Annotated in this window: 13 protein-coding genes and 1 pseudogene; 1 reads left to right on the forward strand and 13 read right to left on the reverse strand. The window is 65.9% G+C overall.

Annotated features, from left to right (window positions below):
• The 3 genes and pseudogenes from IP86_RS29285 to IP86_RS00625 all read right to left on the reverse strand — a co-directional run.
• Positions 1–172 (reverse strand): annotated as a pseudogene (locus tag IP86_RS29285) (ABC transporter substrate-binding protein); the annotation flags it as partial.
• On the reverse strand, positions 169–1,257 hold the full coding sequence (locus IP86_RS00620; RefSeq protein WP_054160635.1) for an LLM class flavin-dependent oxidoreductase: 1,089 nt from the start codon (positions 1,255–1,257) through the stop codon (positions 169–171). The pseudogene IP86_RS29285 and the gene IP86_RS00620, both read right to left, overlap by 4 nt.
• 20 nt (positions 1,258–1,277) lie before the next feature.
• On the reverse strand, positions 1,278–2,417 hold the full coding sequence (locus IP86_RS00625; RefSeq protein ID WP_054160667.1) for an acyl-CoA dehydrogenase family protein: 1,140 nt from the start codon (positions 2,415–2,417) through the stop codon (positions 1,278–1,280).
• A 336-nt stretch (positions 2,418–2,753) separates the two neighbouring features.
• On the opposite strand from IP86_RS00625, the gene IP86_RS00630 reads away from it, so the two are divergent.
• Positions 2,754–2,999: a DUF3551 domain-containing protein gene (locus IP86_RS00630; RefSeq protein ID WP_054160636.1), complete on the forward strand. Its 246-nt coding sequence runs from the start codon at positions 2,754–2,756 to the stop codon at positions 2,997–2,999.
• Positions 3,000–3,204: 205 nt separating this feature from the next.
• Here IP86_RS00630 and IP86_RS00635 read toward each other — a convergent pair whose 3' ends face one another.
• The 10 genes from IP86_RS00635 to mce all read right to left on the reverse strand — a co-directional run bounded on the left by IP86_RS00635 (position 3,205) and on the right by mce (position 12,617).
• Positions 3,205–3,900 carry an ABC transporter ATP-binding protein gene (locus tag IP86_RS00635; protein ID WP_054160637.1) on the reverse strand — a complete coding sequence of 232 codons (696 nt, stop codon included), beginning with the start codon at positions 3,898–3,900 and terminating at the stop codon, positions 3,205–3,207.
• A 10-nt stretch (positions 3,901–3,910) separates the two neighbouring features.
• A complete protein-coding gene (locus IP86_RS00640; RefSeq protein WP_054160638.1) occupies positions 3,911–5,191 on the reverse strand; it encodes a lipoprotein-releasing ABC transporter permease subunit in 1,281 nt (426 codons plus the stop codon).
• A gap of 54 nt (positions 5,192–5,245) precedes the next feature.
• A complete protein-coding gene (gene proS / locus IP86_RS00645; protein WP_054160639.1) occupies positions 5,246–6,565 on the reverse strand; it encodes a proline--tRNA ligase in 1,320 nt (439 codons plus the stop codon).
• Positions 6,566–6,722: 157 nt separating this feature from the next.
• Positions 6,723–8,267 (reverse strand): copper resistance CopC/CopD family protein, encoded by a 1,545-nt coding sequence (locus IP86_RS00650; RefSeq protein WP_245290490.1) that lies wholly within the window; start codon positions 8,265–8,267, stop codon positions 6,723–6,725.
• Positions 8,268–8,362: 95 nt separating this feature from the next.
• Complete coding sequence (locus tag IP86_RS00655; RefSeq protein ID WP_054160641.1) at positions 8,363–8,890, reverse strand: YcnI family protein; 528 nt, start codon at positions 8,888–8,890, stop codon at positions 8,363–8,365.
• Positions 8,890–9,429, reverse strand: coding sequence for a copper chaperone PCu(A)C (locus IP86_RS00660; protein ID WP_054160642.1), 540 nt, complete (start codon positions 9,427–9,429; stop codon positions 8,890–8,892). Before IP86_RS00660 ends, IP86_RS00655 begins: the two co-directional genes overlap by 1 nt.
• Before the next feature lie 128 nt (positions 9,430–9,557).
• Positions 9,558–9,926, reverse strand: coding sequence for a DUF2946 family protein (locus IP86_RS00665; protein ID WP_245290491.1), 369 nt, complete (start codon positions 9,924–9,926; stop codon positions 9,558–9,560).
• Between the two features lie 491 nt (positions 9,927–10,417).
• Positions 10,418–11,734 (reverse strand): nicotinate phosphoribosyltransferase, encoded by a 1,317-nt coding sequence (locus tag IP86_RS00670; RefSeq protein WP_054160644.1) that lies wholly within the window; start codon positions 11,732–11,734, stop codon positions 10,418–10,420.
• 193 nt (positions 11,735–11,927) lie between these two features.
• Positions 11,928–12,209: a DUF1467 family protein gene (locus tag IP86_RS00675; RefSeq protein ID WP_054160645.1), complete on the reverse strand. Its 282-nt coding sequence runs from the start codon at positions 12,207–12,209 to the stop codon at positions 11,928–11,930.
• Between the two features lie 3 nt (positions 12,210–12,212).
• A complete protein-coding gene (mce, locus tag IP86_RS00680; RefSeq protein ID WP_054160646.1) occupies positions 12,213–12,617 on the reverse strand; it encodes a methylmalonyl-CoA epimerase in 405 nt (134 codons plus the stop codon).
• Between the last annotated feature and the right edge of the window lie 145 nt (positions 12,618–12,762).

The following is a 12,762-nucleotide window of genomic DNA, read 5'->3' on the forward strand; positions in this document are numbered from 1 at the left end:
CGGCGGGAAACTCCCGCCACTCGATCTTGTAGGGAACGTCCTTGAGCACACCGGCGGCTTCCATCACCGCCTGCGAGTTGCCCTTCTGATCGCCGACGCGCAGCACGGTCTGCGTCGCCGCACTACCAGCCGCGCCGATCAGCAGCGCGGCCGCAACGACGACCCGGATCATGCCGCCACCGCTTCGCGGCGGGCGACGAGTTCGCGGGTCAACGGGATCAGTTCGCGGCCGTATTCGATGGCGTCGACCAGCGGATCGAAGCCGCGGATCAGGAAGATGTCGACGCCGAGCGCGTAGTAATCGAGCAGCGACTCCGCCACCTGCTGCGGCGTGCCGACCAGCGAGGTCGAGTTGCCGCGCGCGCCGGTGAGCTTGGCGAGCCCGGTCCACAGCCGCTTGTCGAGCCGCTCGCCCTGCGCGGCGAGCGCCAGCAGACGGCGCGAGCCTTCGTTGGCCGGCTGTCCCGGGCCGCGTTTGAAGCCGCTGAGCTCCTGCACCGCCTGCGCCCGCGCCAAAATCGCGTCGGCCTTGGCCCAGGCGAGTTCTTCGGTCTCGGCCAGGATCGGCCGGAACGACAGGCTGAAGCGCGGCGACGGACGGTTGTTCTTGGCGGCAGCGGCGCGCACCCGCGCGATGATCGACCGCACCTCCTCATAGGTCTCGCCCCACAGCGCGAAGATGTCGGCGTGCCGGCCGGCAACCTCGATTGCCGCGTCCGACGCCCCGGCGACGAACACCGGAATGCCCTCGGGCCGCAGCGGCTTGATCTGCGAGAAGCCGCCTTTCACCTGATAGTACTTGCCGTCATAGTCGAACGGCGTGTCGCTGCTCCACTCCGCCCGCACGATGTCGAGGAACTCACTGGTCCGTGCATAGCGCTCGTCCTTGTCGGGCACGGTGTTGCCGTCGTGGACGAGCTCGGCGTGATCGCCGCCGGTGATCACGTTCAGTGAGATGCGGCCTTTGGTCAGATGATCGAGCGTCGCGAATTGCCGCGCGAACACGGTCGGCGCGGTGAAGCCGGGACGCTGTGCGATGAATACGTTGAGCCGCTGGGTGACGCTGGCGATATGCTGGCCGACCTGCAGCGGATCGGGAAGATCGGAATGAAACGCCAGCAGCGCCCGGTCGAAGCCGGCGTTCTCGTGCGCCTTGGCGACGGTCTCGACATGATCGATGTCGAGCACCGGCCCGGAGCGCAGAATGGTTTCCGACGAATTGTTGTTGCCGACGTAACCGATGAATTCGAGAGCCATGCTGTCTCCTTGCGATGATGTCAGATGCCGAGCGCGGCGCGGCCGGCGGCGAGCTTGATGGAATCGTCCTGCGGGGTGTGGACGCGGCCGCACAACACGTCGCGATAGTACCGCTCGAGCGGATTGCGGCGCGACAGGCCGTGATTGCTCGACAGCGACAGCGCGGTCTGCACCGCCTCGATGGCGTTGGTCGTCACCGTCAGCTTGACGGCGTGTGCGTCGGAGACCGCGACGCCGCCGAGATCCTGCTCGGCCGCCGCGGTTTCGATCAGCCGCGTATTGACGGCGAGCCGGACCTCGATGTCGCCGAGCGCCTCCTGGGCGCGCGGCAGTGTCGCCAGCGCGGCGCCGAGATTGGCCGGTTTGCGCTGCTGCAGAAAATCGACCAGCCAGTTTCGCGCGGCGCGCGCGACGCCGTCATAGATCGCGGCGATGAACAGGCTGTGGATCGCGTTTTGGACCGCGTTCGGCGTCTGCCACTCGGCCGGTAGGCGCACGTCGATCGCATGATCGAGCGGCACCCGGACCTGGTCGAACACGACGTCGTGGCTGCCGCTGGCGCGCTGGCCGAGATGATCCCAGGTCTCGACGATCGTGGTGCCCGGCAATCCCGCCGGCACCAGGAACGAGCCGACGCGCGGCTCCGGCTCGTCGGTCTTGGCCCAGACCAGATAGTACTTCAGGATCGGCGCGCCGGTGGAATAGATCTTCCGTCCTGATATCAGCCAGTGGTCGCCTTGCCGCGACGCCGTCGTCGCCGGCAGTCCGCCGCGCGCGGGCGAGCCGAGTTCCGGCTCGACCCGCAGCGCGTTGATCAGCGCCACGCCGCGCACCGACTCGGTCGACAGCCGCCGCGTCAGATGCAACGGGAAGCGGTCGTCGCGCTGCAGCAGATAGTGCTGGATGTAGTGCATCGACAGCACCAGCGCGGTGGCGGCGTCGCCCTGCGCGATCAGCCCGAGCACCCGCACCAGTTCCAGCGCGCCGGCCCCCTGCCCGCCGAAGCCGCGCGCTACCGGCAGCGCAAGCAGCCCGGCCTCGGACAGCCGGTCGAAATTCTCGAACGGGAAGCTGGCGTCGCGATCGTGTTGCGCGGCCCGCGCCGCAAACTCGGCCACGAGCAAACGCGCACGATCGAGCGGTCCGATTGCGGCGTCCATCACGGTGCCGTCGCTGCGGGCAGCCGAGATCGTTCGGCCGCGCAACCCCGCGCAGCCGGGATCGGTCCGCCCGGTGTTGGTGATCAGATCAGGGCCGCCCTTGCTGCAGTTTTGCAGCGTCGACAAGGTCGGCTGATGCAGCGAATGATGCGGACAGGTTTGATCGAGGTCAATGAAATGGATTTTCGAATGTCATTGGCAAAACAGAGAACCGTTTCGATCGGGCCGTCGTCACGAGACGCTTTGAGTTGCCGTGATATAAGGCTTGGCGTTCTAAAAGTGATCGAAGCAGGCCGACGCCGCCCTTGTCGCCACCTCATCGAGAAAGGATCGAACATGCGCAGCCTGTTCCTGCTGACGATGCTCGCCGGGATCGGCCTGTCCTCGGCCGCCCAGGCCCGGGACTATCCGGTCTGCCTGCGGGTCTATCTGAACTATCACGACTGGTACGACGAGTGCAGCTACGACACTATGCAGCAATGCCGGATGTCGGCCTCCGGCCGCGCCGCCGATTGCATGGACAACCCGTGGTACAAGGCCCCGGAGCCCCGCAAGAAGCCGCGGCGGTCGCAGCGGGACTGAGGCGCTTTACCGATTGATGGAAGTAACAAACCCTATCCACTGGCACTGAATCCTCATCCTGAGGAGCCCGGCCAAGCCGGGCGTCTCGAAGGATGGGGCCACGTCGGACCCGCGGCGCATGCTTCGAGACGGCGCTGCGCGCCTCCTCAGCATGAGGTTGTGCGTGTGGGGAGCGATATCCGAGAATGCGGGCGGATGCGGCCGCCTATTCCAGCTCCACCACCACGCCGTCTTCGATCGACACGCGGCGGTCCATGCGGCCGGCGAGGTCCATGTTGTGGGTGGCGATCAGCATCGACACCTGGGTGGCGCGCACGAGCTGCATCAGCGCCTGGAAGACGTGGTCGGCGGTGTGCGGGTCGAGGTTGCCGGTCGGCTCGTCGGCGAACAGCACCCGCGGCGCGTTGGCCACCGCGCGGGCGATGGCGACCCGCTGCTGCTCGCCGCCCGAGAGTTCGGCGGGACGATGGGTGATGCGGTCGCCGAGGCCGAGATAGGCCAGGATTTCCTTGGAGCGGCTGATGGTCTCGCTGCGCTTCAGGCCGCGGATCATCTGCGGCATCATCACATTTTCCAGCGCGGTGAATTCCGGCAGCAGCCGGTGCGACTGGTAGACGAAGCCGATGTCGGTGCGGCGGATCTGAGTGCGCTCGGCGTCGGACAGCGCCGAGGTCGCGGTGCCGCCGACATAGACTTCGCCCTCGTCGGGATGCTCGAGCAGCCCGGCGATGTGCAGCAGCGTCGATTTGCCGGACCCCGACGGCGCGACCAGCGCCACCGACTGCCCGGCCCACAGCGCCAGCTTGGCGCCGTTGAGGATCGTCAGCTGCGCTTCGCCCTGGGCGTATTGCCGCTTGATGTCGTGCAGATACACGACCGGGATGTCGTCGCCCTGCTCCATGTCGCCCGTCTCACTCATAGCGGAGCGCATCGACGGGATCGAGCCGCGCCGCCCGCCACGACGGATACAGCGTCGCCAGGAACGACAGCGTCAGCGCCATGATCACCACCGCGCTGGTCTCGGCAAAGTCGACCTCGGCCGGCAGCTTGGACAGGAAGTACAATTCCGGCGAGAACAGCTCGGTGTTGGTGACCCAGGACAGGAATTGCCGGATCGACTCGATGTTCATGCAGATCAGCAGACCGACCGCGAAGCCGGTCAGCGTGCCGACCACGCCGATCGCCGCGCCGGTGATCAGGAAGATCCGCATGATCGAGCCCTGCGTCGCCCCCATGGTGCGCAGGATGGCGATGTCGCTGCCCTTGTCTTTCACCAGCATGATCAGGCCGGAGACGATGTTGAGCGCCGCCACCAGCACGATCAGCGTCAGGATCAGGAACATCACGTTGCGCTCGACCTGCAGCGCGTTGAAGAAGGTCGAATTGCGTTGCCGCCAGTCGACCAAAAACACCGGCCGCCCCGCCGCTTCGGTCACCGCCTTGCGGAAGACGTCGATGCGGTCCGGATTGGTGGTGTAGACCTCGATCGCCGTGACGTCGTTGTTGCGGTTGAAGTAGGCCTGGGCCTCCTTCAGCGGCATGAACACGAAGGTCGAGTCGTATTCGGACATGCCGATCTCGAACACCGCCGCGACCTTGTAGGGCTTGATCCGCGGCGTGGTGCCCATCGGCGTCACGGCGCCGCGCGGCGCCACCAGGGTGACGCTGTCGCCGGCGTGCAGGGACAGCTGATCGGCGAGCCGGCGTCCGATCGCGACGCCCTGGCCCTCGTCGAAGCCTTCGAGCGAGCCCTGCTTGATGTGATTGGCGATCGACGACAAATTGTTGAGGTCGTCGGCGCGGATGCCGCGCACGAACACGCCCGACGCGTTGAACGGCGACGACGCCAGCGCCTGGCCATCGACCACTGGCGCCGCGAGCTTGATGCCCGACACGCCGCTGATGCGGTCGGCGACTTCCTTCCAGTCGGTCAGCGGGCTTTCCAGCGGCTGCACAAGCAGATGGCCGTTGAGGCCGAGGATCTTGTCGAGCAGTTCCTTGCGGAAGCCGTTCATCACCGCCATCACGATGATCAGCGTCGCGACGCCCAGCATGATGCCGAGGAACGAGAAGCCGGCGATCACCGAGATGAATCCCTCGCGGCGGCGCGCACGGAGGTAACGCCCGGAGAGGAGCCACTCGAATGGCGCGAAGGGAGGAGTTCGAACTGGCTCAGTCATGCTGTGATCCATGCTCCGAATTTCACACGATTCGGGCTAATTTCAGCCGAGCCGCCAGTGGATATCTTACGGCGCCAGCCGCGCCGCCGCCTCCGCAAGCGCGACCGACTCTTTCGACCCGTCGCTGCGTCGCTTGAGTTCGATCTTGCCTTCGGCGAGCCCGCGCGGGCCGACATGCACCTGCCACGGAATGCCGATCAGGTCCGCGGTCGCGAACTTGGCGCCGGCGCGCTGGTCGGTGTCGTCGTAGAGCACGTCGACACCCTTGGCGGTCAGCTCCTTGTAGAGCTGCTCGCAGGCCGCGTCGGTCGCCGCATCGCCCTGCTTCAGGTTCAGGATGGTGACGCGGAACGGCGCCACCTCCTCCGGCCAGATGATGCCGTTGTCGTCATGGCAGGCCTCGATGATCGCGCCGACCAGGCGCGACACGCCGACCCCGTAGGAGCCGCCGTGGATCGGCGTATCGGTGCCGTCCGGGCCCGCCACATTGGCCTTCATCGAGTCGGAATATTTGGTGCCGAAGTAGAAGATCTGGCCGACCTCGATGCCGCGGGTCTGCAGCCGGTTGGCCTCCGGCACTTCGCTCTCGTAGCGCGCCGCCTCGTGGACGTCCTCGGTCGCCGCGTAGACCGAGGTCCACTGCTTGATGATCGGGGTCAGGTCGCCGTCGTAGTCGACGTTTTCGTCCGGCACCGGCAGGTTGAGGACGTCCTTGTCGCAATACACGCCGGACTCGCCGGTCTCGGCCAGAACGATGAATTCGTGGCTGAGGTCGCCGCCGATCGGGCCGGTTTCGGCGCGCATCGGGATCGCCTTCAGGCCCATCCGGGCGAAGGTCCGCAAGTAAGCGACGAACATCTTGTTGTAGGACTTGCGCGCCGCCGCCTCGTCGACGTCGAACGAATACGCGTCCTTCATCAGGAATTCGCGACCACGCATGACGCCGAAGCGCGGGCGCTGCTCGTCGCGGAATTTCCATTGAATATGATAGAGATTCAGCGGCAGGCTCTTGTAGGACTTCACATAGGCCCGGAAGATCTCGGTGATCATTTCCTCGTTGGTCGGCCCGTACAGCAGCTCGCGCTTGTGCCGGTCGGCGATGCGCAACATCTCGGGACCATAGGCGTCGTAGCGGCCGCTCTCGCGCCACAGATCGGCGAGCTGCAGCGTCGGCATCAGCAATTCGATCGCGCCGGCGCGGTTCTGCTCTTCGCGGACGATCTGCTCGATCTTCTTCAGCACCCGATGGCCGAGCGGCAGCCAGGCGTAGATGCCGGCGGCCTCCTGCCGCAGCATGCCGGCGCGCAGCATCAGCCGGTGCGAGACGATCTCGGCCTCCTTCGGGTTTTCCTTCAGGATCGGCAGGAAGTAACGCGACAAACGCATGGGATTTGCTCGAGAATCAGGGAATTCGGGATGTGGGCGCCAGTGAAACCGGATCGGACCGCAAAACACAAGGGCGGCCGCACGCAACTTTATGAAACCGCAGGACTCACCACGGCTTCGCCGCTCATAGCACGGCCGATGCGCCGCAGGCACCCACCTATCGGATCACGACCGGGGCCTCGATGCTGACTTTCTCGAAATCCGAAATCAGGATGCCGAGCGTCAGCGTCCAGGCTCCCGGTAGCGGCGCCGACATCCGCACCCGCCAAGCCCCGTCCGGCTGACGCTGCGCCTCCGCGCTGGCCGGCTCGATCCCGGCAGCCGGGTTGGCCAGCGTCACCGTCACCCCCTGCGCGGCCAGCGGCGCCTCGTCGGGCGTCTGCAGTACGATGCTGAACTCGACCGGACCGGCACGGTCCGGCGCCAGCGTCACCCCGGCCATCGCCCGATCGCCGTGAATGTGCACAAAGGCACTGCCGGTCGCGATGGCGCTGGGCGCCGTGTTGCGAGGCGGTGGCGTGAAGCGCCACACGCCGACCAGCCCCAGGATTGCCACAACCAGCACCAGCTCCGCCGCGATGCTCATGCGTATCGTCCGCACCGCCCCCGGCTCGCCGGCGAGCAGCAGCGGCGTCACTCTGATCCGGTTCCACAGCGCCAGACCGAGCAGCACCATGACCAGCGTCAGCTTGGCGATCAGAACCCGGCCATAGTCGCTCTGCCACAACGCGCCGAGCCGGCCGAGCTCGATCGCCGCCAGTGCAATGCCGCTGATCAGCAGCGTCGCGACCGCCGCAGGAATGGCCCGCGAGAACCGCCGCAAAACAGCCGGTGCCGCATCGCGCCAACCGACCGCAATCGCCAGCGGCAGCAGCGCGCCGATCCACAGCGCCAGACTGACGCCGTGCACCCACACGGCGGCACTCGCGACTAGCCGAGGTTCGGCCGTCGCCGCATGGCCGCTGACGGCGAACGCCGTCCCCAAACTCACCACCGCGCCGAGCGACAGCAGCCGCGCGTTCCAGCCGCGCCAGCGCAGCGACGCCAGCGCCACCACGAAAGCCAGCCCTGTCAGGGTCGCGGCATCGCCGAACGATCCCGCGCCGCCGGCGCGCCACACGGCGACATCGCCGATCCGGCGAAGCGGCAGGTCGAGCGCGTCCAGCCCCTGCAGTCCAACCGAGCCGATCAGCGCAGCGAGGCCGAGCAGCGAAAGGCTCGCACTCACCCTGCCCGCGCCGGTGAGCGGCGCCGCGGCGATCCAGGCAAGAAATACGGCGCCGCCGACGGCGGTGAACAGCGCGAGTTCGACGACAATCCGCGTTCCCCAAATCGCGGCACGGCGCAGCGGATCGTCAGGCACGATGATCGCCGGCAGTGCCGATCCGGGCGCGCCGATCCAGAACGTCAGCGAGCCGCCGATCGGATGACCATCGGCCGAGATCACCCGCCAGCTCAGCACGTGACCGCCGGCGCTCAGCGTGGCCGGCGGTGCAAAGCGAAGGCTGTCGCCCTCGCGCGCGATGTCAGTGATCGGATGCGAGCCGCCCTGAGCGTCGATCAAGCTGATCGCCAGCGGCTCGACCGCTTCGTTGAAGGTCAGCGACAACGTCGCCGGTGCCGTCGCCAGCACCGCTTCGGCAGCGGGCTCGCTGGCGACCAGACTGGCATGGGCATGCGCCAGCGCCGGCAATAGCAACACGACGGCAACTGCAATCAGCCAGCTTCGCCGGCACACGTCGTGAAGTGATCGGGCAGCGCGCCCGATCACATTTGCGTCGTCCGCAGTGCCGACGGTCACGGCGCTTTGGGCTTGAGCCGGAGCCCCGGCGCCGGCTCCTTCAGCGCATCGCCCGCCTGCCCCGCCGCCGGCAGTTCGATCCAGCGATGCAAGCTCTTTTCGCACTCTTGCACGACCGGGAAGTACAATGTCTTGCCGGCGGCGTCGGGCAGCTTCATCACCAGGCCGAAGGTGTCGTAGAGATTGTCGGGCAACGGCCCGCCGCGCCACGACACTTCGTCGACGGTCTCGGTGATGGTCTTGCCGTGCAGCTTCGGCTGGTCGCCCTCGATCTTGCGGGTCTTGATGTCGACGGTCCAGCCCGGCTTCATCTGCGGCTTCACCGACAGCACACCGTCCGGAATCTTGACCCGGACCGCGACGGTGGCGGTGCCGTCACAGCCATGCGGCACACTGAGCGCGGTCTGGAAGTAATTGCCCGCCACAGCCTCGTTCGGCTGCAGCGTGACATGCGCGAGCGCCGGGGCCGCGCCAAGCGCAGCGGCCGCTAAAGCCGCTGCGCCCCATACGAATGGCGCGCGCATTACTTCTTCATCCCGTGGCCGGAGTGATCCATCGTACCGTGGTCCATCTTCATCATGCTGCCGCCGGCGTCGCCCGGCGCCTTGGCGCCGACGCCTTCGACATCGAACGTCACCTGGACCTTGCCGGCCTTCTCGAACTGCAAGGTCACCGGCAGCTTGTCGCCTTCCTTCAGCGGTGACTTCAGCTCCTGGAACATGATGTGGTAGCCGCCCGGCGCGAGCTTGACGGTCTTGCCGGGCTCGATCGGCAGGCCCTTCTCGAGCATCCGCATCTTCATCACGCCGCCGTCCATCGACATCTCGTGAATCTCGACCTTGCCGGAGATATCGGCGGTGGCGGACACCAGCCGGTCGGCGGCGCTGCCCTTGTTCTCGATCGTCAGATAGCCGCCGGCGACCTTGGCGCCGCCCGGCGTGGCGCGGCTCCAGGCCTGGTCAATCACCAGATCGCCGGCCTTGACCTCGGCCGCCTGCACGGCAGCGGTGGAGAGCAGGCTGATGACGGCGGCGGACGCGAAGGCGCGGATGAGTTTGGTCATGGGAGTCCTCGATGAGGTTGTTGAAAGGGTCGGCCGGGCCGCGAACGAAACCGCATGCTGCGTTCGTTCTCGGCTCGGTCCGATGGAAGGGAATGAAAGGATGGCGCGCAGGCTGCAGGCGCGTGACGTCAGGCCGCCGGAGGCGCCCGGGCCTGGGCGCTGGCGCTGAGGCGCTGAACCGGCGGAGCAGCTTCGCGATGCAGCCACGTCAGCCGATGATAGCTGCGTTCGAGCGTGACAAAAGTCAGCGGCGCGGCGGCCGGAGTCGGGGCGCCGCCGAGGCCGACCGCACAGATCGCGCAGCAGCCGCTATCATGCGGCAAACCTGTGGCAGGCGCGCCGTCCTGGTCGGACGCCATCGCGGAGCACAGATGGACGGCAGCGAGCGGATCGGCGGACGCGGAGGCGACGAAACGGACGGCTCCGATCGGCGACAGCAGCTGCACCAGCAGCGTGAGCGCGAAGATCGGAATCGTGAGTTTCAGACATCGGCGCATCGCGGCCTGTCCTCCATTGTGGCGCAATAACATGCAGATTTACCGCTGTCGATTGTCACTGGCGCCACCCTGCCCCAACCCCGCCGTATCAGATGCTAGCGCCACTTACACTCAAGTTGCGAGTTGCCGTTCATTTCGCCCGCCGCCTTAAATTTGAACATTCGTTGCCGTAAATGGTGACAAGTCAAAAAACTTCGGCTACCAATATGACAACAGGCTTAGCTGTAAGGCGAAAGTCTGGTGGTCCAAGTCTCGGGAGGAACCCTGACGCGCAATAATGCAGCGTCGCCCGTCAATCAAAACAATAAATCCAAAACGTTCGGGAAAATATTAGGGTCGACAAGGTTTTCAGCAGGGCACCCGCCCTGCTTTTTCTTTTCCGTTCACGTTCGGCGCAGTTGTTTTCGCACCGCGTTTCGATGCTGGTCCGCGTTCACGCGAACACACGCGCCATGGCGCCATCGCACCGAGGCAGCGATTCGGCTGACAATTCACACCGTGACGGCGTGCTCCATCATCCCCTCGGTGCCGAAGATTCGGAGATAGCGCTGGAGGTCGGCGTCGGGACCGGTGGCTTTGGTGGGATTGTCGGACAGCTTCACCGCAGGCCGGCCGGCGGCTTCGACGACCTTGCACACCAGCGAGATCGGATCGAGCGCGTTGCCGCCGTTCGGCGCGCAGCCGCGGAAATCGTTGGTGAGATTGGTGCCCCAGCCGTAGCTGACCCGGACGCGGCCCTTGAAGTGCCAGAACGATCGTTCGATCGAATCGATGTCCATGCCGTCGGACAAGATCAGCAGCTTCTCCCTGGGGTCCCGTCCCTTGGCTCGCCACCATTCGATCAGTTCGTCACCGCCTTCGATCGGCGGCTTGCTGTCCGGACGCGCGCCCGTCCAATCCGCGACCCAGTCGGGAGCGCTGCGCAGGAACGACGTCGTCCCGTAGGTGTCCGGCAGAATGACCAACAGGTTGCCGTCATAGAGGTGCTGCCAGTCGTCGAGCACCGTATAGCGCGAGGCCGCGACCTGATCATCGTCGTCGCCGGCCAGCGCCGCATAGACCATCGACAGTTCGTGCGCATTGGTGCCGATTGCTTCCGAACCGATCTCCATGGCGACGTGAACGTTGCTGGTGCCGACGAAGGCGTCGCCGATGCCTTCCTGCAAGGCTTCGCAGCACCACCTCTGCCACAGATATCCGTGCCGGCGACGGGTGCCGAAATCACCGACCTTCAGCCGGCCGGTCGCTCTCAGCCCCTGCAGGCGCTCGACTTTGTCCCACAGCTTCGCCTTGGCGCGCGCATACAGCACGTCGAGTTCGAACCGCCCCATGTTGCGCATCGCCTTGCGGGCGCGCAGTTCGTTGATGATCGACAGCGCCGGGATTTCCCACATCGTGGTGAGCGGCCACGGCCCGGCAAAACGAAGCTCGTACTGGCCGTCGCGAACCTCCACCTCGTAGTCCGGCAGCGCGAAGGTCTCGAGCCACGACAGGAATTCGGGACGAAAGATCTGCTTCTTGCCGTAGAACGTATTGCCGGCGAGCCAGATCATTTCCCGCTTGGACAGGCGAAGCGTCCGCGCATGGTCGAGTTGCGCCCGCAATTCGCCGATATCGATCTCGTCGGCGATCCGCACCGTCTTGGTGCGGTTGATCACCCCGAAAGTGACCGGCGTGTCGCGGTGCTTCATCCAGATCAGCTGCAGCATCAGCAGCTTGTAGAAATCGGTATCGAGCAGCGTGCGGACCACCGGGTCCATCCGGTAGTTGTGGTTGTGGACCCTGGTGGCGATGTCGGTGAAGCTCATCTGGGAAGCCCTAAACGGTCGGGGGCTGGCGCTGCCGCATCGCGCAGATCGAGCCGCCCCGATCGATCCGCTCCCTGGTCGAGATTCACTCTCGCAGTCGAACCTAACAGAATTGCAAACTCGCCGGCGAGTGAGCGACGCCACCACCGGCATTGCCGCGGCGCCGCGATCATGCGCGTCGACACCAAGCGCCCTATAGCGGAATGCCCATCAGCTTGACGAGGCGATCGACCCCGAGCCAACCGGCCCGATAGGCGTACAGCGCGACCGCGAAGATCACCGCCGAGATCAGCGTGGTCCACAGCGCCTTGCGAACCATGAGCGCTGCGACCGGCGCGCCCGGATCGGTGCCGTCGATCTCGTCGCCCTGCCCGGCCTCCGCGCGATTGCGGACGCCGAACGGCAGCGCCATGAACAGCACGACCCACCACAGCACGAAGTAGATCGCCAGCAGACTGCCGATCTGGCTGATCATCGCTTACGACTGCTCGATCTCGACCAGCGCCCCCGAGAAGTCCTTCGGGTGCAGGAACAGCACCGGCTTGCCGTGCGCGCCGATCTTCGGTTGACCATCGCCAAGCACCCGCGCACCTTCCTTGATCAGCGTGTCGCGCGCCGCGATGATGTCCGGCACCTCGTAGCAGACGTGATGAATGCCGCCGTCGGCGTTGCGATCGAGGAACTTGGCGATCGGCGAGGCTTCGCCGAGCGGCTGAATGAATTCTATCTTGGTGTTCGGCAGCGTCACGAACACGGTGATGACGCCGTGCTCCGGCAGCGGCACCGCGTCGGAAATCTCCGCCTGGAAGGCGCTGCCGTAGATCTTGGCGGCCGACACCGCATCCTTCACCGCAATCGCCACATGATTGAGCCGCCCGAGCATCACACCGTCTCCGTCGTTGTTTCTTGTCGTTGAGGTTTTTTGTCGCGTTCGATGGCTCCGGTTCTGAGCGAAACAGCCCCGAAACTCCAGCCCTTATTTTGTCGCGTAATTGGCCACCGAGCGGTGCCGCAGTGCGGGAAACGGA

Origin of the sequence: Rhodopseudomonas sp. AAP120, from assembly GCF_001295845.1 — a bacterium.
Taxonomy (GTDB): Bacteria; Pseudomonadota; Alphaproteobacteria; order Rhizobiales; family Xanthobacteraceae; genus Rhodopseudomonas.

Bases quoted from the DNA above. Each gene is read 5' to 3' on its own strand.
- IP86_RS00620 (WP_054160635.1), bottom strand. From the start codon at position 1,257: ATGGCTCTCGAATTCATCGGTTACGTCGGCAACAACAATTCGTCGGAA.
- IP86_RS00625 (WP_054160667.1), bottom strand. From the start codon at position 2,417: ATGGACGCCGCAATCGGACCGCTCGATCGTGCGCGTTTGCTCGTGGCC.
- IP86_RS00630 (WP_054160636.1), top strand. From the start codon at position 2,754: ATGCGCAGCCTGTTCCTGCTGACGATGCTCGCCGGGATCGGCCTGTCC.
- IP86_RS00635 (WP_054160637.1), bottom strand. From the start codon at position 3,900: ATGGAGCAGGGCGACGACATCCCGGTCGTGTATCTGCACGACATCAAG.
- IP86_RS00640 (WP_054160638.1), bottom strand. From the start codon at position 5,191: ATGGATCACAGCATGACTGAGCCAGTTCGAACTCCTCCCTTCGCGCCA.
- proS (WP_054160639.1), bottom strand. From the start codon at position 6,565: ATGCGTTTGTCGCGTTACTTCCTGCCGATCCTGAAGGAAAACCCGAAG.
- IP86_RS00655 (WP_054160641.1), bottom strand. From the start codon at position 8,890: ATGCGCGCGCCATTCGTATGGGGCGCAGCGGCTTTAGCGGCCGCTGCG.
- IP86_RS00660 (WP_054160642.1), bottom strand. From the start codon at position 9,429: ATGACCAAACTCATCCGCGCCTTCGCGTCCGCCGCCGTCATCAGCCTG.
- IP86_RS00665 (WP_245290491.1), bottom strand. From the start codon at position 9,926: ATGCGCCGATGTCTGAAACTCACGATTCCGATCTTCGCGCTCACGCTG.
- IP86_RS00670 (WP_054160644.1), bottom strand. From the start codon at position 11,734: ATGAGCTTCACCGACATCGCCACCAGGGTCCACAACCACAACTACCGG.
- IP86_RS00675 (WP_054160645.1), bottom strand. From the start codon at position 12,209: ATGATCAGCCAGATCGGCAGTCTGCTGGCGATCTACTTCGTGCTGTGG.
- mce (WP_054160646.1), bottom strand. From the start codon at position 12,617: ATGCTCGGGCGGCTCAATCATGTGGCGATTGCGGTGAAGGATGCGGTG.